Source organism: Wolbachia endosymbiont (group A) of Philonthus cognatus (genome assembly GCF_947251755.1).
Classification (GTDB): Bacteria; Pseudomonadota; Alphaproteobacteria; order Rickettsiales; family Anaplasmataceae; genus Wolbachia; species Wolbachia pipientis.
This window is the reverse complement of record NZ_OX366388.1, coordinates 1,268,312-1,290,107: the sequence shown is the minus strand read 5'-3', so window position 1 is coordinate 1,290,107 and position 21,796 is coordinate 1,268,312. Positions and strand designations below refer to the sequence as shown.

15 protein-coding genes and 9 pseudogenes are annotated in these 21,796 nt (G+C 34.8%); 7 read left to right on the top strand and 17 right to left on the bottom strand.

Annotated elements, in window-relative coordinates:
* Positions 1–18: 18 nt before the first annotated feature.
* Positions 19–630, top strand: coding sequence for a 50S ribosomal protein L25/general stress protein Ctc (locus OPR21_RS05965; RefSeq protein WP_006279687.1), 612 nt, complete (start codon positions 19–21; stop codon positions 628–630).
* A complete protein-coding gene (gene pth, locus OPR21_RS05960; protein ID WP_006279688.1) occupies positions 630–1,178 on the top strand; it encodes an aminoacyl-tRNA hydrolase in 549 nt (182 codons plus the stop codon). The genes OPR21_RS05965 and pth overlap by 1 nt, the downstream gene beginning before the upstream one ends.
* Before the next feature lie 2 nt (positions 1,179–1,180).
* On the opposite strand, the gene OPR21_RS05955 is transcribed toward pth, so the two are convergent.
* Positions 1,181–2,143, bottom strand: coding sequence for an IS481-like element ISWpi4 family transposase (locus tag OPR21_RS05955; RefSeq protein ID WP_006279689.1), 963 nt, complete (start codon positions 2,141–2,143; stop codon positions 1,181–1,183).
* A gap of 442 nt (positions 2,144–2,585) precedes the next feature.
* Positions 2,586–3,734, bottom strand: a complete 1,149-nt coding sequence (gene ubiH / locus OPR21_RS05950; RefSeq protein ID WP_077188488.1) for a 2-octaprenyl-6-methoxyphenyl hydroxylase — start codon at positions 3,732–3,734, stop codon at positions 2,586–2,588.
* A gap of 180 nt (positions 3,735–3,914) precedes the next feature.
* On the opposite strand from ubiH, the gene OPR21_RS05945 reads away from it, so the two are divergent.
* The gene (locus OPR21_RS05945; RefSeq protein WP_265029789.1) at positions 3,915–4,088 is read left to right on the top strand and encodes a hypothetical protein; all 174 of its coding nucleotides are present in this window, start codon (positions 3,915–3,917) and stop codon (positions 4,086–4,088) included.
* A gap of 372 nt (positions 4,089–4,460) precedes the next feature.
* On the opposite strand, the gene OPR21_RS05940 is transcribed toward OPR21_RS05945, so the two are convergent.
* The 3 genes and pseudogenes from OPR21_RS05940 to OPR21_RS05930 form a co-directional block, all read right to left on the bottom strand.
* On the bottom strand, positions 4,461–5,465 hold the full coding sequence (locus tag OPR21_RS05940; protein WP_236515147.1) for an Mrp/NBP35 family ATP-binding protein: 1,005 nt from the start codon (positions 5,463–5,465) through the stop codon (positions 4,461–4,463).
* Between the two features lie 7 nt (positions 5,466–5,472).
* Positions 5,473–5,772 (bottom strand): annotated as a pseudogene (locus tag OPR21_RS05935) (hypothetical protein); the annotation flags it as partial.
* Positions 5,773–5,867: 95 nt separating this feature from the next.
* A complete protein-coding gene (locus OPR21_RS05930; protein ID WP_065095496.1) occupies positions 5,868–6,191 on the bottom strand; it encodes an HNH endonuclease in 324 nt (107 codons plus the stop codon).
* Positions 6,192–6,345: 154 nt separating this feature from the next.
* Between OPR21_RS05930 and OPR21_RS08790 the strand changes: the two are divergent.
* A pseudogene (locus OPR21_RS08790) lies at positions 6,346–7,448 on the top strand (IS3 family transposase).
* Between the two features lie 56 nt (positions 7,449–7,504).
* On the opposite strand, the gene tnpC reads toward OPR21_RS08790, so the two are convergent.
* The 7 genes and pseudogenes from tnpC to OPR21_RS05865 form a co-directional block, all read right to left on the bottom strand.
* The gene (gene tnpC, locus OPR21_RS05905; protein ID WP_265022247.1) at positions 7,505–8,848 is read right to left on the bottom strand and encodes an IS66 family transposase; all 1,344 of its coding nucleotides are present in this window, start codon (positions 8,846–8,848) and stop codon (positions 7,505–7,507) included.
* A 202-nt stretch (positions 8,849–9,050) separates the two neighbouring features.
* Positions 9,051–9,833, bottom strand: a pseudogene (locus OPR21_RS08785) (IS3 family transposase); the annotation flags it as partial.
* A gap of 25 nt (positions 9,834–9,858) precedes the next feature.
* Positions 9,859–10,691: pseudogene (locus OPR21_RS05885) on the bottom strand (IS5 family transposase).
* A gap of 71 nt (positions 10,692–10,762) precedes the next feature.
* Positions 10,763–11,774 (bottom strand): IS630 family transposase gene (locus OPR21_RS05880; RefSeq protein WP_265029767.1). Its coding sequence is split into 2 segments (ribosomal slippage): positions 10,763–11,311 and positions 11,313–11,774, totalling 1,011 coding nucleotides; the frame shifts between segments, so codons are not numbered across the junction.
* An 87-nt stretch (positions 11,775–11,861) separates the two neighbouring features.
* A pseudogene (locus OPR21_RS05875) lies at positions 11,862–12,178 on the bottom strand (transposase); the annotation flags it as partial.
* A 170-nt stretch (positions 12,179–12,348) separates the two neighbouring features.
* Positions 12,349–13,521 carry a porin gene (locus OPR21_RS05870; protein ID WP_236514339.1) on the bottom strand — a complete coding sequence of 391 codons (1,173 nt, stop codon included), beginning with the start codon at positions 13,519–13,521 and terminating at the stop codon, positions 12,349–12,351.
* A gap of 62 nt (positions 13,522–13,583) precedes the next feature.
* Positions 13,584–14,399 (bottom strand): PAS domain-containing protein, encoded by an 816-nt coding sequence (locus tag OPR21_RS05865; RefSeq protein WP_077188505.1) that lies wholly within the window; start codon positions 14,397–14,399, stop codon positions 13,584–13,586.
* 233 nt (positions 14,400–14,632) lie between these two features.
* Here OPR21_RS05865 and OPR21_RS05860 point away from each other — a divergent pair, with 233 nt between their 5' ends.
* Positions 14,633–15,418: an enoyl-ACP reductase FabI gene (locus OPR21_RS05860; protein WP_006280349.1), complete on the top strand. Its 786-nt coding sequence runs from the start codon at positions 14,633–14,635 to the stop codon at positions 15,416–15,418.
* Positions 15,419–15,434: 16 nt separating this feature from the next.
* On the opposite strand, the gene secD is transcribed toward OPR21_RS05860, so the two are convergent.
* Positions 15,435–16,877: a protein translocase subunit SecD gene (gene secD, locus OPR21_RS05855; protein ID WP_425383751.1), complete on the bottom strand. Its 1,443-nt coding sequence runs from the start codon at positions 16,875–16,877 to the stop codon at positions 15,435–15,437.
* On the opposite strand from secD, the gene OPR21_RS05850 reads away from it, so the two are divergent.
* The gene (locus tag OPR21_RS05850; protein ID WP_039964338.1) at positions 16,777–17,058 is read left to right on the top strand and encodes a hypothetical protein; all 282 of its coding nucleotides are present in this window, start codon (positions 16,777–16,779) and stop codon (positions 17,056–17,058) included. The genes secD and OPR21_RS05850 overlap by 101 nt on opposite strands.
* Before the next feature lie 46 nt (positions 17,059–17,104).
* Here the strand turns inward: OPR21_RS05850 and OPR21_RS08780 are convergent.
* The 3 genes and pseudogenes from OPR21_RS08780 to OPR21_RS08775 form a co-directional block, all read right to left on the bottom strand.
* Positions 17,105–18,086 (bottom strand): annotated as a pseudogene (locus OPR21_RS08780) (IS3 family transposase).
* Between the two features lie 209 nt (positions 18,087–18,295).
* Positions 18,296–19,225, bottom strand: a complete 930-nt coding sequence (locus tag OPR21_RS05835) for an AEC family transporter (protein WP_006279391.1) — start codon at positions 19,223–19,225, stop codon at positions 18,296–18,298.
* Positions 19,226–19,529: 304 nt separating this feature from the next.
* Positions 19,530–19,672: pseudogene (locus OPR21_RS08775) on the bottom strand (N-acetyltransferase); the annotation flags it as partial.
* Positions 19,673–19,688: 16 nt separating this feature from the next.
* On the opposite strand from OPR21_RS08775, the pseudogene OPR21_RS05830 reads away from it, so the two are divergent.
* Positions 19,689–20,582 (top strand): annotated as a pseudogene (locus OPR21_RS05830) (MFS transporter); the annotation flags it as partial.
* 522 nt (positions 20,583–21,104) lie between these two features.
* Here the strand turns inward: OPR21_RS05830 and OPR21_RS05820 are convergent.
* A pseudogene (locus OPR21_RS05820) lies at positions 21,105–21,762 on the bottom strand (IS5 family transposase); the annotation flags it as partial.
* Positions 21,763–21,796: the final 34 nt, after the last annotated feature.

Below are 21,796 nucleotides of genomic sequence, written 5' to 3'. Positions count from 1 at the left end.
GCTGAATAGGAGTAATCGATGACGCAACAGGAAATAGTAACAATTAATGCAGAGTTACGTAACGTGACAAAAACAAAAGCGGTGCATTCTCTAAGGAAGAAAGGAAACATCCCTGGAATAATATATGGAAAGGGCCATGATAATGTAAATTTGACATTGTCTGCAAAGGAATTCACGAAGCAATATAAATCAGGTTCTCTTTCTGCACATTTGATAGAGCTGAATATTTCGGGCAAAAAGGAATATGCTCTTGTTCGCGATATCCAATTGCATGTAGTAAAGGATACTGTGCAACATGTTGATTTTCAATTTGTTGATAAAGGCAGTGAAATTAAAATAGACATACCTCTATCATTTGTGAATGAAAGTAAAGCCCCAGGGATCAAGTTAGGTGGAGTGCTTAATGTTTTGTGTCGTTCTATTGCTGTTAAATGCTCTCCTGATAAAATACCTCAGGTTATTGAAGTTGATTTATCCGGTAAAATGATTGGCCAGTCTATACATATTAATGATGTAAAATTACCAGAAGGTGTTAAGTTTGTAGCCCATGAAGAAGAAAATTTTACCATTGTTACAATTTCTGCTGCCGATAGTGACGTTGAAGAACCTCAAGCAGAAACAGAGGAATAGTGCACCTGATAGTTGGGCTTGGTAACCCTGGTAGTCAATATGAGTTAACTCATCATAATATCGGCTTCATCACCGTTGATGCAATCTGCAAATATTGGGGTTTTCAGTTGTTCTCTAAAAAAGCCGATTATCTGATAACCTCTGGCATAATTAATGATAATAAAATCATGTTAATAAAGCCTTATTCATTTATGAATAATTCAGGCATCCCTGTTGCAAAAATACGAAACTTTTACAAATTATCGCTAGATAATATCGTTGTCATACACGATGACGCTGATTTGGAACTTGGAAGAATAAAAATAAAGAAAGGTGGTAGCTCTGCTGGACATAATGGACTTAAATCCATAGATAGTTTTATTGGCAACGATTATTGGCGCTTGAGATTTGGAGTGGGTAGACCTGAAGATCAAAGAAGCTTAGCAGATTATGTGTTATCAAAATTTTCAAATTTTGATAATGTTACTCCCTTAGTGGAAAAAATAGCAAAAAATATACACTTAATGCTGCAAGGAGATAATACAGCTTTTATCAATTTGATTGTATAATATTACGAAACACAGGAAGTGTATGGTCCCAGAGTGTGATGGTGTGGATTTAGTATGAACAATTCAGGAGATTTTGTCCACTGTAAAGATATAAACTCAAAAGGTGTAAGACCCTTAAGAGTTTTGAGTCTTTTAGCATAATTGTAGGCCATAACAAAGTCATAAAGATGCTCTTTGAGTTGCTGGTGAGACTGATAGTAATACTTCTTAACAGTGGCATTCTTTAAAGTTTTGTTCATACGCTCAACTTGCCCATTTGTCCAAGGATGGCTAACTTTTGTTAGACGGTGTTCAATGTCATTTTCTTCACAAGCTCTATCAAATATATGTTGAAAAGCGTATTTATGGCGTTTTTGGTTGGTAAATTGTACACTGTTATCTGTCAAAATAGTGTGGATTTTATATGGTAAAATTTTAATCAAATTACGTAGAAACTCAGCAGCTATAGGTTTTGTAGCACTTTTATGCAACTCAACATACGTAAATTTGGATGTTCTATCTATTGCAACAAACAAATATAACTTTCCTTCTTCTGTTCTGACTTCTGCAATATCAATATGGAAATAGCCTATAGGATATTGTTTGAATTTCTTTTTTGGTTTAACTTCGCCATCAACATCTGGTAGTCTGCTAATGCTGTGCCTCTGTAAGCAACGATGTAGACTAGAGCGAGTCAAGTGTGGGATTGAGGTTTGCAAAGCGTAGAGACAATCATCTAATGGCAATAGAGTATGCTTACGAAATGCAACAATTACAGCCTCCTCTTCTAAAGTTAAAACAGTTGATCTTGCATGCTTCGGACCCATATCAGCGTCTTTGGCAAAAGACCGTTTTCTCCATTTAATGATAGTTTTTGGATTAAGGTTATAGTACCTGGAGAGTTTTGCTATGCTCTCTTTACTATTTTGTATTGCTCTACGAATTGTCTCTGTTGTTTTGGCGCACCCATGTAATATTTGTCCCATAATTCCTCCTTTGATGGTATTGTTTTCTCATATTTTATCATACCATCACACTCTGGGACCATACATCCCCCCCTCCCCCCCTAATTCCTATATCAAACCTTTCTTTACTAGATTATATAGTCAATATAAAAAGCCATATAAAATTGCTTCCACTGCTGCCATGAGGAAATTGCTTATTCTTGCTAACTCTTTAGTCAGAGATGACAGGGTTTTTACTGAGGAATATAACTCTCTGTCTGTTTCTATCTAAGAGCCAGTATAGCTGTGGATAAGCACGTTTATACAGATAAAAGTACTTATCCACAGCTACATCAATTTTTCTATTGACTTTTAACACAACTGCTAAACAGATACATTCGTCATCCCGCTACGTGTTAGCGGCCAAGATACCGCGGCGGTATGACGTGGGAAACCTGACTTGCATTAACTATAAAATAGTGATTTATATAAATCCCATAGCATGCCGAATGAAGCGTTTTTTGAGGAAATTTGAATTTTCAACTGCAATCAAGCCAAGATTTCTTAGTGCTTTAGCGCAGAATATTCTGTTGGAAAACATCCTATTTAATCCATCAGTTGCAAGCGCCATTGTAAAATTATCAAAGTATCTGTTACGTGAAATTTTCTTTAATAAATAACTACTGCCAACATCAATACCAGATGCTTTTGCGGCAACTACGTGCTTTATAATACTTTCTACATCTCTAATTCCAAGATTAAGCCCTTGACCTGCAACTGGATGAATTGAATGTGCTGCATCGCCGATAAGCAAAACTCTACCCTTATATAACTTTTTTGCGAAAACAAAACTTAAAGGATAAAGTTTTCTTTCACCCTCTAGTTTTATCTTTCCTAAATAAGAACCAAATCTTTTTTTAAGCTCTATAATAAATTCTTCTTCAGACAGATCCATTAGCATTTTTGAAATTCCAGATTTTTCTGTCCAAACTATCGAAGAAGTATAGCCATCCTTTATCGGTAGAATTGCAAATGGACCGCCAGGAAAAAAACGCTCTACAGCTAAGTTTTGGTGATGCAGTTCATGCTTTACATTAAATACTATGCTACTTTGTTTATAGTCAAATTTCACTGTCGGTATAGAAAATAACTCTGGTAATTTAGAGTTTTTGCCTTCAGCGCAGATAAGTAGCGATGATATTAATTCCTGGTTATTATCAAGAATCACTTCCACATATCCTGAATCACAAGCAATTGTTTTATAGGAATGTGGAGAGTATATATTCAGTTTATTTAGAAAATTATTGTTGATTGCATTCCATATAGTAGCATTGTTGATAACATAACCCATTGGCTCTTCGCTAACCATTTTATGATTGTAATGCACAGTAACCGCATCTAATATGCATATATCAAGTATTGGCTCAGCTTCACTTTCCACAAACTGCCAAATCCCTAACTTTTCCAATATTTTTTTCGAGCCTTGAGAAATAGCAAATGCTCGATTATCATCTACTACACGTGGTAGACTATTTTTTTCAATCACAGCTACAGACACAGAGTCACAACTGAGGCCAATGGCAGTAATAAGACCAAGTAACCCACCACCTGAAATGATTACATCATAATTCATTTTATTTACGCTAATTGTAAAATTATATTTTATCTGTTTTGAAAATAGTTTAAACAAACTTTATATATAAATTAAATTTTTTAGATCCCAGTGTCAGCTACTTGGATGACATCTAAAGACACTCCACCTTGTCATTCCAGCACGTAACGAACAACTGTACGAACATTTTGCGAAGGCAGTGTGTTAAATGCTATGGCCGGTTTTGCCTCAAACATAAAGGTGTCATCCCAGTGCTTGACACTGGGATGGCTTTGTTGCATCGCTAGCTATGATGGATTAAAGATAAAAAAGGTGGAGAATATCAGTAGCTTATTATTCTGGTATTTACAACAAGAACGGTCAGTGAATACCTAAATTTGAGTAAAAGAAATTTCACTACCACTCACTAATCCGGCTAAAATTCAAGAATTTCAATGCTTTAGCTATTTTCAATAGAATTAAATTTATTAATATAAATAACAAATTACTATTCTTAAATTTGATCAGATTGATTGCAAAAAAACAAGATTTTCAATAAGTTGCTTATAATCCTAATTATAGTTAGCCTTTCATAAGTAGCGATGCAACAAAGCCCACTGGGATCCATTCTTCTTTTTTTCTGGATTCCAGCGTCACGCGCTGGAATGACAAAAGCTGCTAATTTTTCATGTAAATAATGGTTATGCAAGCAGTCTATTTTGTAACTAACAAAAGAGGACTTTGATTCGCATGTTTCTCACGCTTATTCTATTGTTTAACTATACTTTGAGCAATGTCTTCATAAATCTCTGCCAAATCCTCACTTAGCATTAAAGGATTTCCGCAATCAGAAGCATGGCATATTTGTGGATCTAGAGGAACTCTGCCTAGAAGTTTGATGCCCAGCTCCTCAGACATTTTTTTTGCACCGTCTTTTCCAAATATGTATATTTTTGAGCCGCTTTGAATGAAATAACTCATATTTTCTACAATGCCAATAACCGGTACGCTGAGCTTTGTAAACATATCATAAATTTTGCGAGCATCGATTAAAGAGAGCTCCTGTGGAGTTGAAACTATTATCGCCCCAGTTAAGTTAAAATTTTCCATAAGACTTAAATGCACATCGCCAGTTCCAGGTGGTGTATCAATTATCAAATACTCTATATCGGACCATTTTGTTCCCATTAGCAGACTATAAAGTGCTTTTGTAATCATAGGTCCGCGCCATATTGCTGCACGATCTTTATCGATAAAATAGCCAATTGAAATAGTATGCAGTCCATACTTTTCTATAGGCATTGCTTTACTATCCTGTATTTCTGGCTTTAATTTTTCAGCGCCAAGCATTTTAGGAATTGAAGGACCATATATATCTGCATCAACCAGCGCAACTTTATGTTTCAACTTTGCTAATGAGAGAGCAAGATTTAGCGCAACTGTGGACTTGCCCACACCGCCTTTACCAGAGGCTACAACGATTATATTTTTCACTCCTTCGATATGTAATTTAGCTTTTTGTTGCCCAGTTTGTTTTTGACCAGTAGCAACCACGGTCACTTTTGTCACCCCCGGTATAGCTTTAACAGCTTGCTCACAATTTTTTCTTAATTCTTCATTTGCTTGCGTGTTACCGGCAACTTCAAGCACAAAACCAACATCTTGACCTTTAATAATAATTGAGGATATTATGCCAAGAGCGGTCACATCTTTACCGCTTTTTTGCTCTATGACTTTTTTTAAGTTCTCTCTTACAATTTTTTCGTTGATCATTAGCCTTTTAGGTGATTTCTTCCTGAAGTCGTTTAATCTCAGCTTGAGGAAGGCCGGTTGTCTGAGAGATAATATCAATAGAGATGTCAGCCTTAAGTAGGTTTTTTGCTACTTCAATCTTTCCCTCATCAAGTTTTTTAGCGAGGATGCCTTCTTCTTTCCGCAGATCCATTATTCTTTCTTCATATGCTACTAAATCTTTTTCATTCCAGCTAAACCTGTCTAATTCATCGTAGGCTAACTTTATTATTGGTGCTTTTTCTGCTATTTTCCTTAAGTCTTCTTCCGTAGTTTCATCTGCATATTGTTGTCTAAGTGAAGAAGGTCGCCCCTCCTCACTCGACTTCAAAACCGTACGTGAGACTTTGCGCCTCATACGGCTTCTCTCCAATTTGGTGCTTTTCATGCACACCTCCTGTGTAATTCATCGTGACAATGTCCATGTAACAAAGATAAGTTTTTGATCATGTTGTTTCGTCTATTCCGGTCTTTGTGATGTATTTCTATTGTATCATCACTTTTAAACCATAGTCTACAATTATCACATTTACTTTGTTGTAACTTCAATAGTTTTATTACTCTTAATGGCTTATCTGGTATTTTTCTCAGACGTTTACCCCAATATACCCAATCACCATCATATGGAGATCTGGTTTTTTGCACTTTGATATGTCGTTTAATATCATGATCGCTGTGTATAATAAGATGTATCTTGTTACTTGTCATAAAACGCCAGTTATCGTTATTATACTTTTTAAAGTATTTTCTTTTTATCCAGCATTTCCCTTTGTTTGGGTGCCTAAAGACTGACCTTACCCAGAAAAAGTGGAGAGAAAGAAAAGAGTTTTTTTGGGTAAAATAAAATTTTGGAGGATTAGAAATGGCAAGAGAATATACGGCAGAATTCAAATTGGAAGCTGTTAAGCTGGCAAATGAACAAAGAAAGGTAGGTCAAACAATTACAAAAACAGCAAAGGATTTAGGAATAAAGGGTGGTTTATTAGGAAAATGGATAAAGAAACACAACGAAAAAAAGTCGGCAGCAGATGCATTTCCAGGTAGAGGTAACATGGCTCCTTACGACAAAGAGAGATTTGATTTACAGAAAGAGTTAGCAAAAGTAACAAGGGAAAGAGACATTTAAAAAAAAGCCCTGGCCAGTCAAAAAGAGTAAAATATTTTTTTATAAAAGAGCATAGTAACTGCTATAAAGTACAGGAATTATGTAGGATTTTCTGCTAGTGGCTACTATAAGTGGACCACAAGAAAAATAAGCAGTAGAGAATCAGCAAATAAAGAGCTACTCGAAGCTATTCAAAAAATATATCAAGTTTCTAAATGTAGATATGGAGCTCCTAAAATTCATGCTGAATTGAAGGCTTTGGGTAAAAGTTGCAATTTGAAAACGGTGCAAAGTATTATGCAGAAAAATGACATCAGGGCTATACTGAGAAGAAAGTTTAAAATTAAAAAACAACAAACAGATAATAGAGCTGTAGCTCCCAATATACTAGATCAAAACTTTATTGTTGATCAACCAAATAAAGTATGGGATTACTTACATCAAAACCAAGGAGGGATGGCTATATTTGGCAGCAATAATTCTCACGTATGGTAGTTAATGAGTAGTGCAATAAATAAACAATTGGTTATGAACTCTTTATTAATGGCCATTAATAGGCGTAAACCTGTTAAAAATCTACTGCTGCACAGTGACCAAGGTTCACAATATACTGCGCAAGGGTATCAATATCTCTTAGCTGTAAAGAATATAGATGAGTAATAAAGGCTGTTGTTACGACAATTCTGTTGCAGAAAGCTTCTTTAACTCATTGAAAAGAGAAATACTTATTGATACTTCACAACACTCTGCTCAACAAACTAGAACTGCAATATTTGAATACATAGAAATTTTTTATAACAAACAACGTCACTATTAACTATTGCATTCCAGAACAATTTGATGCATCATTCTTTTTGTAAAAAACATTCCACACTTTCTCTCCACTTTTTCGTAACCGTTCACGGAATATTCCCAATTAGGCAGGAATAGCGACTAAATTCTGTAGTTTCTGGACAGGATTCTGATCATTCAAACGTGCAGTCAAAAATATCGAAAGCATTCTTTCAATGAACTTTTCTCCACGTTCTGACCAAGTGAAAAAACTATTTTTACGATAAATGACGTACCGTCTAGCCTGACGTTCTGCAAGGTTATTGGTTGTCTCGATCAGATCAGGATTGCGCACGAATCTCCACATCATATCTTCAGAACGTAGTATATTGGCAGCCATTCTCGAGGCCTGAGTTCCTTTTGCAACCCTTGTTATCTCTCGCAAAAAATGTTTCACCCTTTTTCGAATCTTCCTCATTAACCGGAAAAATCTTAAATTGTCTATCAGGTTTTGTTTACGTGCTCTATCTACCACAAATACCCTGTTGCTCAGCGATTTTAATGCTGCGCCAATTCTGCTCACTTCAACATTTTTACTGTAAAAAAACCTTTCAAAGTCCCTTGCTAAATGGGCCCAGCATATCTGTCTGTTTTCACGATTAAAGTAATTATACGCAGCATACCTATCGCTTATAACTATTCCATCATACTCTGGCAATAGCCCTTTTAATATCTTCTTTCCGCGAGATCCAACTAACTTCATAAGTGTTGCTGTTTTATTCGTTACTACCCAACTCCAACCTTTCTTTCCCTGGTTCCTATGGCTTGTTTCATCTATATGTAAATACTTGCTTTTCCGTAGCTCTTCTCTTATTTTTTCGTATTCAGATATACATTTTTCTGATACTCTACCCTCGGTCTTTGATACCAAACCTAGGCTTATATTCAGATTAAATATGCTGCTCAAAATTTGCTGTACTTCCCTTTTTGAATTGATAAAAAATCCACTAAAACTGCTAATTACTGCTTTTGCATTAGCTCCTAAAAGATCCCTTGTCACACCTTCAGGCAGACTAGCTGAGATCCTTTTCTTACACGCCTTACAGTAGCCTTTTTGTAGCCTATATTCAGTCACTATCGGTTTAATTTTTGGCAATTCAACCTTTTGATGCACAGTTTCTTCTTCTAAAATAACTTGGCTTCCACACATGCAAATTGTATCAATTGAACATTTTACCACCTCATCTGCTACCATCAATTCCCGCTTGTGCGCTTCATGTCCTGGCTGCCCGCCTGGTTTTTTATCGCTCTTCTTTTTTGTCTTTTTGCGATATACATCTTGCGATGGTGGCAGCGATGAATTTTTTGAATTTAAACCCAGCTTATCCTCTAGCTCAATTATTTTTGTCCTTAACTTATCATTCTCTGCTTTCAGAGTACCAACTTCTGACTCCAATACCACAATCTTTTCTTGTAGCACCTCTATCATCAACCCCTCATCTATCTAGTTTATTGTTTTTTATACTAATTATGCAATTTTTGTAAACTACTTTCTTATACCGTGAATGGACAAAGTTGATAAGCCTAAACGCCATCATGTCTTTAGGAGAGTCTGCTAATGAAGGCTCTTAAGTTGACGCCATTGCGTGAACGGTTACCAGAAAAAGTGGAGAGAAAGTGTGGAATGTTTTTTACAAAAAGAATGATGCATCAAATTGTTCTGGAATGCAATAGTTAATAGTGACGTTGTTTGTTATAAAAAATTTCTATGTATTCAAATATTGCAGTTCTAGTTTGTTGAGCAGAGTGTTGTGAAGTATCAATAAGTATTTCTCTTTTCAATGAGCTAAAGAAGCTTTCTGCAACAGAATTGTCGTAACAACAGCCTTTATTACTCATCTATATTCTTTACAGCTAAGAGATATTGATACCCTTGCGCAGTATATTGTGAACCTTGGTCACTGTGCAGCAGTAGATTTTTAACAGGTTTACGCCTATTAATGGCCATTAATAAAGAGTTCATAACCAATTGTTTATTTATTGCACTACTCATTAACTACCATACGTGAGAATTATTGCTGCCAAATATAGCCATCCCTCCTTGGTTTTGATGTAAGTAATCCCATACTTTATTTGGTTGATCAACAATAAAGTTTTGATCTAGTATATTGGGAGCTACAGCTCTATTATCTGTTTGTTGTTTTTTAATTTTAAACTTTCTTCTCAGTATAGCCCTGATGTCATTTTTCTGCATAATACTTTGCACCGTTTTCAAATTGCAACTTTTACCCAAAGCCTTCAATTCAGCATGAATTTTAGGAGCTCCATATCTACATTTAGAAACTTGATATATTTTTTGAATAGCTTCGAGTAGCTCTTTATTTGCTGATTCTCTACTGCTTATTTTTCTTGTGGTCCACTTATAGTAGCCACTAGCAGAAAATCCTACATAATTCCTGTACTTTATAGCAGTTAGAGGTTGTCCGGAAACTAGTAAATTCAAGCATATTCCCTCTTTAACATAACCCTACTCATAGCTAGGTATATGAAATTCTCAGTGGATGTTGTGAGTAAATCATACTCCTTCGATAGCCTTCTATTCCTATTAACCCAAGCAAAAGTCCTTTCTACAACCCATCTTCTTGGCTGTACTTTAAACCCTTGTTCTCTTGTTGGTAGTAGCTCAGGTGGCGTATCTTTGTGCACCCAAAATCTACATGGAGGCCTTGTAACAATTTCAATATCTATGTCATATTCTTCCTTTATGTGATTCTTTAAATTTCTTCCTTGGTATCCCATGTCAGCCCACATTTTTTTAACTTTAGTATATTTTGTTCTCATATTGTTTAATGCTATTTTAATACCATCTCTATCATTTTCGTTAGCAGCGCCTACGTAACAACCTAGTATAAAACCCTGAGTGTCTGTAATTATATGCCTTTTTCTACCCTTTACTTTTTTACTTCCATCATAGCCTTTGATCCCCCCTTTTCTGTAGTCTTTACAGATTGACTATCTACTATACAGGCACTCGGCTGCTCATTCCTTCCTATTTTTCTTCTACTATATTTTGTAATTTCATAATTCATTTTCTCAAAAATTCCCTGCTTCTTCCATTGCCTGAACTGCTCATACACAGTCTTCCATAGCGGAAAATCATTTGGTAAATACCGCCATTGACACCCTGTACGCAATACATAGAAAATTGCTTCTAATATTTCTCTTTTGCTATACTTTGGCGGCCTTCCTCCTTTCTTGTATGATACTCTGAAGTGTTTTTCTATTCTTGCCCATTCCCTTTCGCTTAGATCTGTTGGATACTTTTTTCTCATCTTTACCCCGTACTAAAATTTCAGATATTATAGCCTTTTACTTGTTTCCGGACAACCTCTAATACCAATTCTCATTGTTGTCCAGTCAAATAGGAAACATTGCAGAGTTGTTTAATTGTGGAGCTGGCAAGAGAAGTAATAAATTTGCACAAAGCACCCTCAAGTAGAGCAATTGTATCGTATATTTTATTGCGCAAAATGTTCTGTTTTATATATAACCAAAGCCTCTCAACAGGATTTAGCTCAGGTGAGTATGGAGGTAGGTATATAATGTCGATATTTTTAGGTACCTTTAAATTTTTTGACCTATGCCAACTAGCACAGTCCATAACGAGAAAAGCCTCTCGTGTTTCTAGATATTGCGAAATTTGCTCAAGAAATATGTTCATGCAATCAGTGTTGACATTTGGTGCAAATAAGCTAGAACTCTCTCCATTTCTAGGATTAACTGCACTATAGAGATAGAAATTTTGCCTACCTAATTTTGTTTTAACCTGTGTTCTAATCCCCTTTTTAAACCACCCATGTCCAACTTTTGAATGTGTGCCAAACCGTGATTCATCAAAGAAAAATAGCTCTTTTTCTGGATACTTGCTAATAGCTCCATTGAGATTTTTTTTTGAATTCCTCTTGTTTGCTTTTATCTTGTCCATTATGAACTGGTCTTGGTGTAATATATGAGAATTTCATCTTTTGCATATGGCGGTGTACTGTAGATTTGCTGATATTTAATCCGAACTTTTCCTGGATTCTTATTCTCATTTCTTTAATGGTGATATTAGGATTTTCTTCTATCCACTCTTCAATTTGCTGTAGTTGAGCCTGATTTAATTTAGTTTTTCTACGACGTTGTGAAGGAGCAAACAGTTTTTCTTCTCTGCCAATTTTCAAGAGTTTTACCCACGAAGTTAGTGCGCTTCTTGAAATGCAATATATTTTTGCTACAGCCGTTATACTGTACTTTTTTGCTGCAATTACAGCATTTAGTTTTTTTGAAACATATGCATTATTCCTTACTTTCTTCAGCATTTCTTTTGCTGATTCTACTACTTTTTCATCCAATAATTTTGATCTTAATGCCATTTAAACCTCGCTATTTTACTTACTTCAGTATGGCTTTTCTTCCATCATTGTCCATCTGTTTGCCCTGTAATGGGAATTGGTATTACTATGCTCTTTTATAAAAAAATATTTTACTCTTTTTGACTGGCCAGGGCTTTTTTTTAAATGTCTCTTTCCCTTGTTACTCTTGCTAACTCTCTTTGTAAATCAAACCTCTCTTTGTCGTAAGGAGCCATGTTACCTCTACCTGGAAATGCATTTGCCGCTGACTTTTTTTCGTTATATTTCTTCATCCATTTTCCTAATACACTATCCCTTATTCCTAGATCTCTTGCTACTTTTGCAACTGGTTGACCTACCTTTCTTTGTTCATTTGCCAGCTTAACAGCTTCCAATTTGAATTCTGCCGTATATTCTCTTACCATTTCTAATCCTCCAAAATTCTATTTTACCCAAAAAAACTCTTTTCTTTCTCTCCACTTTTTCTGGGTAAGGTCAGTTTACTGGCCTCTCCATGAGTGAGATTGAAAAATTAAGTGGAAATCTGTGAACGGTTACCTTGGATGACAGAAAAGAGTGTTGGAAGGAGGCAATATTAAAAACTTAATTTCAGTCCAGCCAAGAACACATAACCAGAGTTGTTATTTTCTATTTTAGGCTCTTTTGTACTAAACTTTACAATATCGAAATAGTATGAAGTACCTAAAAAAAGAGAATTTTCAAGACTTAAAGCATATGATGTTAACTCGTTTGTACCTTCGCCTGCAATATCCCTACCACTACTAAAATATGTTAAGCTCGATTTGTAAGAATCAGAACGGTAAGCGATACCTGCATTCATATAATACGTATTATTTGTTTCAGGATTACGCTTCTCACCAGATTTACCACCATTACCATACGAAAAAATGTAATCAAGATCGAACAATTTTAGCTTCAAACCAAAATTCCAGTGTAGTAATTGATTGCGGCATTCATAATTTTTAGAAGTCCCATCTGAGCAATCAGTTAAATTTTCTCTTGCAAATTCACCAGTTAAGGCAGTAGTAAAACCTATATCATCTGACAAGCTGTTTTTATAGGAAAGGCCAGCAGCAATTAAATTGCTGTACTGTAAGTTATTTTTTCCTGGAACATAACTGAATCCGAGTTGAAAGTTATAGATTTCAGGGGAGATGTAGTTAATTGATGATTGTTTTAACCCTAGTTCGAGTTCATTATAATCGCTATAAATATTGGGCTTGACCCAGAACACCTTGTCTTGATCATATCCAGGGTCACCATCTTTTTTATGATCACCGCGCAAATTTGCATAGTTTGTCCAATGACCATTTACTCCTCCAGCAGCTGCATAAATTTTTGAAGTGTTAATTAACATGCTCTGACCAACTAAACTTCTTTTACCATATTCAATTGATCCAAGTTCCTGGTTTTTTATGATAAAATACCATTCCTCCATGTCTAACTTTTCTATGTCTAACGCTTTTAGGTTTGCAATACCAGAAACCCCTGCCTTAACATTAACCCCCATTTGAGTATTTGGATAAACTTGCTGTAAATAAAGAAAGCGCAAGTATGAATAACTTGAAGTTTTATCCTTAGGCTTAGCATTGAAAGAATCTCTGTTGAAGGCGTAGCCGAATCTCAAATCTATTTTTCCGTCTAGTTCTGCATAAAATATTTCCTTATCCAAAATTGTTTTAGAGCTAGCACTATTCTGCAAAAACAATGATGAAAGCAGTGCTACCAGGTAGTACTTTAACTTCATAAATAAACTTAAATCTTTATAAAAATTTAAGTTTAAACTCAATATAAATAAAAAACAACTTTTCAGAAGGCACCGCTGGTAGATTTTGCTGCCTGTTTTTGAGCTATATTCCCATAAATTATTGATACACTTGGTAATTTTTGCATTAATAACTGCTTATTAATGGCAGAATGTATACGATTAATTATTTTAGATGTACTTTTTACATCGCAGTTAATCAAAACAAAAAGCACTTTATTCTCATCAATATACCCTAGAAAATCATCACTACGGCAATTTTTATAAAAATGTTCTATGACAACTTTCAGTGCATCATTTGTCTCGCTACAGCTACTATTTAAGCCAATTATTCCTATAGCTGCATTAATTTGATGTTGAAAGGCGAAATTCAATATAACGTATAACTCTAGAATAGTGGACTCATTGCCCGGTATATCGAATAAGTCATGGTTTTTATATTTTTTACCCATTAGATATTCATCTCTAAAGATTCCTAATTTATGGGACAAACTGATATCACGTATTAACAGCTCATAATTTATTTTATTACTGGCAAATTGTGCAGTGCGGAAAACTTTTACTTTTGTCCTGATATCTTCTCCTTTAGCATCAGTTAAGGAAAAATCTATCACTTTAGGTAATATATCAAGTAAATCGTGCCCATTTTCGGTATACTCTAAATAATTCTTCACGTTGTCAGCTGCTCTTGTGCTTAAGATATTAATTAATGGCTTATTAAGCAAATTCTCCTCTTCATATTTTAACAAATCCCTTGCAACTTGATTGAGCCCTAAAATTAACACGTTTTTTTTCTTATTATCCTGACAAACAGATACCACAGCATCATCTTTTCTTCTTGCAGTTATGAAATCATCCATACTTTCATTCTATACAGCGTATTTATAAGTATAATAAGATTATATTAAGATTTACTTACTTATTGATATGCTTAATTAGGTATAGACAAAATGTCATACGGGATGGCTTTGTTGTAGAAGAATCAAGATTACTGTTTATAGACTTCAAGTTACTGCAAAAAATATTTTAAAACATAGTGATATCTTGACTTTACCTAGTTAATATTCCAAATTATAAAAAAACAGATAGTTCTATGACGACAAGTCTATTACAAGGCAAAAAGGGATTAATAACCGGAATAATAAATAAGAGATCAATAGCATACGGTATAGCAAAAACTCTCTCAGAGCACGGAGCAGAACTTGCAATCACCTACCAGAATGAAATAATAAAAGAAAAACTATCACCAATAGCAGATGAACTAAATGTGGAGCTAATATTACACTGCGACGTTTCAAATGAAAAAATCATAGATAACGCTTTCGAAATAATAGAGAAAAAATGGGGTACTCTTGACTTTTTGGTGCATGCAATAGCATTCTCCGATAAAAATGAGTTAGATGGTAAATATGTCAATACTTCACTGGATAACTTCCTCAATGCAATGCATATATCGTGCTATTCTTTTACTGCTTTAGCGCAAAGGGCTGAAAAAATGATGTCAAATGGTGGTAGTTTACTTACTTTATCTTATTATGGCGCTGAAAAAGTTATGCCAAATTATAACGTTATGGGTTTATGTAAAGCGGCACTTGAAGCAAGTGTAAAATATATAGCATGTGATCTCGGGCCACAAAATATCAGAGTAAATGCAATTTCCGCTGGTCCAATCAGAACTTTAGCATCTTCTGGAATAAGCGATTTTCACTCCATATCAGAATGGAATAGAAATAACTCTCCGCTCAGACGCAATGTTACAATAGAGGATGTTGGCAAGGCAGCGTTATACTTATTAAGCGACTTAAGTAGTGGCACTACTGGAGAAATTTTGCACGTTGATTCAGGATATAACGTTGTGGGAATGAAGGTGGTTGACTGAGATCTAAATCCTTAATTCAAAGCGCTAGTTCCTTCGGGTTCATACACAACTCTATCAGGAGTTTTGTGACTGTGATTGCAGAAAACATCGAACATAAAATTCCTATTGATAGAGTGACAGAAAAGCCTCTTATTGCTCCACTGCCAATAATGAACATTATTCCTGCAGCAATTAATGTAGTGATATTTGAATCCAGTATTGTCTTTATAGCGTTTTTAAACCCTTCTTCAATAGCACGTTCCACTCTCTTGCCAGATTTGATTTCCTCACGAATTCGCTCAAATATTAAAACATTTGCATCCACCGCCATACCGACAGTGAGTGCAATACCGGCAATTCCAGGTAAAGTTAGAGTTGCTTCAAGCAGAGTGAGAATTGATAATATAAGAACTACATTAGAAAAAAGTGCAACAGAGGCCAATACACCTAATTTGCCGTAAGTGATGATTATAAATAAAGCCACGGCTATAATAGAGATTGTTGCTGCCATTTCCCCTGCCTTTATTGACTCTTCTCCAAGACTTGGGCCAATGTTTTTTTCTTCAATTATTTTAAGTGGTGCTGGCAGTGCTCCAGATTTTAAAAGTATTGCAAGTTCGCTTGCTTGTTTTTCAGTGAAATTACCGCTAATTTCTCCCTCTCCATTTAAAATTGGCTCACGTATTGTAGGTACTGTTAAGACTGTGTTATCCAGAACAATTGCAAAAGGTTTTCCCACATTTTCTTTAGTGATTTTTGCGAATCTTTTACTCGCTATGCTGTCAAATTTAAAATGCACTGTTGGTTTACCTAAGTGACCAAATCTAACTGATGCGTTAACCAGCGAATCACCACCTATTTCAGTTTTGCGGAATATTGGATAAGAATTACCTAAAGAATCCTTGAGCATGACAGTGGTTTCATGGTCTATATCCTGCACCTTGGCTATGTTAGTGTTTGCCAAATGAAAAGCTAGCTTAGCAGTTTTGCCAAGCAGAGATTTTATCTGCTTGGTATCTTCTACTCCAGGCACCTGCACTAATATTTTATTCTGCCCTTGTTTTTGAACGCTGACTTCCTTTGTGCCAAGTTTGTCCAAACGGCGCTGGACATTGTTTATTGATTCTGCAGCTACTTCACTGATCAAAGAATTTTTATAATGGGGTTTATACGAAATGAGAATTGAAGAATCTTTTCTATTTAGCTCTAAATTTGGATTTATCGCATTAATCAACACAGATGCTTTTTTATAATCATCAATATTATTTAAAGTTATAACGCTATTTTGTACGTTAGATTCAATATCTTTTGTTAGCAATGTCTCTTTTATTTCGTTAGCTAGCATGCTTAGCTTTTCCTTAAAATAGAAGTCTAAGTCTATGTTTAAAAGCAAAGATGCCCCTCCTTTCAGGTCAAGGCCTAAGTTTATTCTTTTTTTCGAAATAAAAAGCTTATTATCAAAGAAATTTGGCAGTGTTATGTATAAAGCAAATAAACAGATGCATAATACTGAAAAAGATTTGACTATAAGTCTGTTGTACATAAGTTGTAGGTTTAAAATTGTAATAATTGATTGTAAGTTAAAAATAGATTTTTGTAAAATTCTCTATTTGACCTTACCCAGAAAAAGTAGAGAGAAAGTTAAGACGTTTTTATCATGAGAATAAATTGTGCAGGAATGCAATAGTTAATAGTAGAATGTCTACGTTATTTGTTATAAAAGATTTCTATGTATTCAAATATGGCAGTTCTGGTTTGTTGAGCGAGAAGTATCAATAAGCAGCTCCCTTTTAAGTGAACTTTTCTGCAACAGAGTTATCGTAACAACAGCCCTTATGGCTCATGCTGGAAATGATGTTTTTTGTATTCAATAGAAATTGGTAATTTTGAGAGGTATACTGTGACCCTTGATCGCTATGTAACAGCAGATTTTTATCGGGTTTGCGTTTATCAACGGCCATCAATAAAGAATCTATAACTAATTATCATGTTACTCATTAACCACCATGCGTGAATATAGGTCAATTATTGCCGCCAACAACCTTCTTTAGTTTTTATGTAGGTAATCCCAAACTTTATTTGGCTGATCAGTAGTAAAATTTTGATCCAATGTGTTCGGAGCCACAACTCGGTTGCTTATTTGCTGTTTTTTATTTTTGAACCTTCGTCTAAGCTTGGTTTTAATGCCATTTTCTTGCATAACACTTTGTACTGTTTTAATTTTTGCCTAAAGCTTTTAATTCAGCGTGAATTTTAGGGGCTCCATATCTGCATTTAGAATGCTTGATGTATTTTTTGAATATCTGCTAGAAGCCCTTCTTTTGCTAATTCTTTACTGCTTTTTTCCTTAGCAACCCATACCACCAGTACAAAACCCTACATAGTTCCTGTGTTTTATAGCAATTTCTATATAAAAGAATACTTTACTCTTTTTCTTTGCCCAGGGCTTTTTTTAAGATGTCTCTTTCTCTTATTAGCTCTTTTTTTAGATCAAATCTTTCTTTGTCATAAGGAGCCTTTGCCTGGAAATGCGTATGCTCCAGACATTTTTCCATCATATTTTCTTACTTAACATACTGCCATCTATACCTAGATCTTTTGCTATTTTTGTACTTGCTTGACCTGTTTCTTTAACCAGCTTAACAGCTTCTAATTTGAATTCTGCTGTATATTCTCTTCTATTTGTCATATTTTGAAAAAACGTTTTATTTTACTCCAAAAACGTCTTAACTTTCTCTCTACTTTTTCTGGGTAAGGTCAATTTACCGCCGCGGCGTTAACTAGTAGCGGGATGACGGGTTACCAAATTGTAGAAGTTGCTTTAGCTATAAATTCAAGTTTTATCAATGTCTTGTGTTGTTACCCAAATAATGGTTGTGCAAGCGCTTAATTTTTTGATCAAAAAGGAACAAGTTTAGTAAAAAATAATGATATTATTAGTGGAACATAAAACAGTCCCACTGCAGTACTGATTAGAAGCAATAGAGTAGCTTTATCTGGTTGATAATTCAAAATATTAGCAAGTATTATACTGGACCCAGAAACTGGAATAATAGCTAGCAACATCAGTGCTTTATATATGCTCTCATCGTATATACCTATAACATGCTTGTCTAAAAGGACAATTCCTAAAACAAACAGTGGCCAGAATACGTACTTTGCTGTAATAGTGATCAAAGCAAGCTTCCAATCTATTTTAAAGCTTGCAATATTCGCAATGCTCACTCCAAGTAGCACCATTCCTAATGTGACAAATGTACTTCTAATATTCATCATAACATCTGTTAAAAAAGTAGGTATTTGTATATCGTATATACTTAAAAAGAAGCCCAGAACCATCGCATAAAGCGAAGGAAGTTTGAACAACTTTAATATGCATTCTTTTGCGGTATAAATACCATTTGCAGCTATGTAAAATCCTAAGCTGTTTTCAAATAGCGCCATTCCTATATAACAAACAACATATACAGATACTGAATCTTCATCAAATAAAGCCATGGCAATCGGCAGGCCAAAATAACCCATACTTGTGCTGCCCGAGCTAAATGCTAATATGTTTCTTGTGTTATCCTTAAATAAAAAAGAAGAAAGATAATACACTGATAAGGACATAGTGCTACCTATAAACCATATCAAAATCGGCAGAGAAATTACTTTTAAGTTAACTTCTGTATGAGAGACTCCATATAAAATCACTATTGGATTAGCTATATAAAAAAGTATTTGAGATATAGTGTTTCTATCAATTTTAAGATATTTTCCTGCTAAGTAACCAATAAATATTGTAATATAAATAGGTAATATTTTGAGAAAAAGAGTAAGGAACATACTAGCCTATTGTAATATTTTTGATTGATAAAGTGACATTAGATCTTAAGGTGTTGTAAAAGTAAACAAAATTTATTTTCCAATTTATCCAGCTCATAGTTAATTAAATTAGTGCCAAAATTTGTTTTTACATAGGACTTAAGAATGACATTTGTATGATAAAATTATGTTAAGTTTCTGTAAAGCTTCTTGCATATTTTTGAATAATGACATATTTACTAAAAATTAAACTGCTTGTAGTAATTTAGACGGACTGTTGAAAAAGTAAGAGGAAATAAGTAAAGTTAGGACAGAGAGTAAGAGCTTTAACATAGTTGTCATATTTTTCTTTAATTAACCCTAGTGTCCAATTTATCCACCATTCCTTCACATGAGGTGTTTCTAACCATTTTAATAACAGTAAAAAATGTTTTCTTTCAACGCTTTAAATGTGATATTTTTATTCATTAATTAAAAATCTCAAATGTTACTACCATTTCTGTTAATCCTGTCTCTCATTGCCAAGTTCATTGAAATTGACATTTCCGTACCTAGTTTTCCTTATATGGTGCACTATTTTAACGTACCGGAAGGCATAATTCAATTAACTATTGCTTATAATTTCCTAGGCTTTTGCATAGGAGGGTTGTTTTTTGGTCCATTGTCTGAATGCTATGGCAGAAGGAGAATTATGATCATAGGTAACACTTTGTTATTAATCGGCGCTGTTGGTTGTGTTTTTGCACCGTCGATTTTTTGGCTTTTAATCTCTCGCTTTGTTCAGGGCATTGGTGTTAGCACATCTGTAGTTGTGTTTGCAATCGTTGCAGACAGCTACAAAGGCGACGAAGCGGTGAAATTTATTGGAATCATGAATTCTGTTCTTACAGTTGTCATGGCAATTGCGCCAGTGTTAGGCAGTTTCATCAATGAAATTGTAGGATGGCGTGGTAATTATGCAACTGTTGCAATACTTTGTTTAATCTCTTGGGTTTTGCTGCTTTTAGCGTTACCAGAAACAAAAAAGGACCGCGATATTTTCAGTTTGAAAAAAATGATGAAAGATTACAGAAAACTACTATCTAGTCCGAGGTTTGTTACGTTGTCTTTGATGTCAAGCCTCTTTTCTGCTGCGTATATGTCATTCATTACTTGTGGACCTTTTCTGTATATGAAGACTTTTGGTTTATCTAGCACTATTTATGCACTACATCAAGGTGCAATAGTTGGGTGCTTCTCACTCATCAGTCTATTTGCTGGCAAAATCTTGCAGAAACTTGGAGCAATAAAGTGTGTAATTTCTGGTACGAGCGTGGGTGCTATTGGGTCTCTATTGCTTGTAATATTCAGTATAATTGTACCCCACTCTTTCTACTTAGAGGTTGTCCACAAACCAGTAAATCAAGCATATTCCCTACTTAACATAACTTTACTCATAGCCAGATATATGAAACTTTCAGTAGATGTTGTAAGTAAATCGTACTCCTTTGATAGCCTTCTATTTCTATTGATCCAAGCAAAAGTCCTCTCTACCACCCACCTTCTCGGCTGTACTGAAAATCCAGGATCCCGTTGGGCTTTGTTGCATCGCTAGCTATGATGGATAAAGATAAAAAAGATGGAGAATATCAGTAGCTTATTATTCTGGTATTTATAACAAGAACGGTCAGTGAATACCTAAATTTGAGTAAAAGAAATTTCACTACCACTCACTAATCCGGCTAAAATTCAAGAATTTCAATGCTTTAGCTATTTTCAATAGAATTAAATTTATTAATGTAAATAATAAATTACTATTCTTAAATTTGATCAGATTGATTGCAAAAAAACAAGATTTTCAATAGGTTACTTATAATCCTAACTATAGTTAGCCTTTCATAAGTAGCGATGCAACAAAGCCATCCCGTTGTGGCAATAGTTCTGGTGGTGTATCTTTATGCACCCAAAACCTACATGGAGGCCTTTTGACAATTTCAATATCTATCCCATATTCTCTCTTTACGTAATCCTTTAAATCTTTTCCTTGGTATCCCATATCAGCCCACATTTTCTTAATATTGCTGTATTTTTCCTTCATATTGTCCAATGCCATCTTCACCCCATCTCTGTCATTTTCGCTTGCAGCTCCTACATAGCAACCAAGCACAAATCCTTGAGTATCTGTGATTATATGTCTTTTTCTCCCCTTTACCTTTTTCGCACCATCATAACCTTTGCCCCCCCTTTTTCCGTGGTTTTTACCGATTGACTGTCCACTATGCATGCGCTCGGCTTCCCATTTTTGACCTACTATATTTAGTGATATCATAGTTCATTTTCTCAAAAATTCCCTGCTTTTTCCATCTTCTAAACTGTTCATGCACAGCCTTCCACGGCGGAAAATCGTGTGGTAAATAGCGCCATTGACATCCTGTGCGCAGTATATAAAGAATTGCATTTACTATCTCACACTTACTGTATTTTGGTGGCCTTCCTCCTTTCTTGTACGATACTCTGAAGTGTTTTTCTATTCTTGCCCATTCCCTTTTACTTAAATCTGTTGGATATTTTTTCCTCATCTCTTACCTCAATATTCTTTCTTTATATACTACG

Bases quoted from the DNA above. Each gene is read 5' to 3' on its own strand.
- OPR21_RS05965 (WP_006279687.1), top strand. From the start codon at position 19: ATGACGCAACAGGAAATAGTAACAATTAATGCAGAGTTACGTAACGTG.
- OPR21_RS05955 (WP_006279689.1), bottom strand. From the start codon at position 2,143: ATGGGACAAATATTACATGGGTGCGCCAAAACAACAGAGACAATTCGT.
- ubiH (WP_077188488.1), bottom strand. From the start codon at position 3,734: ATGAATTATGATGTAATCATTTCAGGTGGTGGGTTACTTGGTCTTATT.
- OPR21_RS05940 (WP_236515147.1), bottom strand. From the start codon at position 5,465: ATGATCAACGAAAAAATTGTAAGAGAGAACTTAAAAAAAGTCATAGAG.
- OPR21_RS05930 (WP_065095496.1), bottom strand. From the start codon at position 6,191: ATGACAAGTAACAAGATACATCTTATTATACACAGCGATCATGATATT.
- tnpC (WP_265022247.1), bottom strand. From the start codon at position 8,848: ATGATAGAGGTGCTACAAGAAAAGATTGTGGTATTGGAGTCAGAAGTT.
- OPR21_RS05870 (WP_236514339.1), bottom strand. From the start codon at position 13,521: ATGAAGTTAAAGTACTACCTGGTAGCACTGCTTTCATCATTGTTTTTG.
- OPR21_RS05865 (WP_077188505.1), bottom strand. From the start codon at position 14,399: ATGGATGATTTCATAACTGCAAGAAGAAAAGATGATGCTGTGGTATCT.
- OPR21_RS05860 (WP_006280349.1), top strand. From the start codon at position 14,633: ATGACGACAAGTCTATTACAAGGCAAAAAGGGATTAATAACCGGAATA.
- OPR21_RS05850 (WP_039964338.1), top strand. From the start codon at position 16,777: ATGTTTAAAAGCAAAGATGCCCCTCCTTTCAGGTCAAGGCCTAAGTTT.
- OPR21_RS05835 (WP_006279391.1), bottom strand. From the start codon at position 19,225: ATGTTCCTTACTCTTTTTCTCAAAATATTACCTATTTATATTACAATA.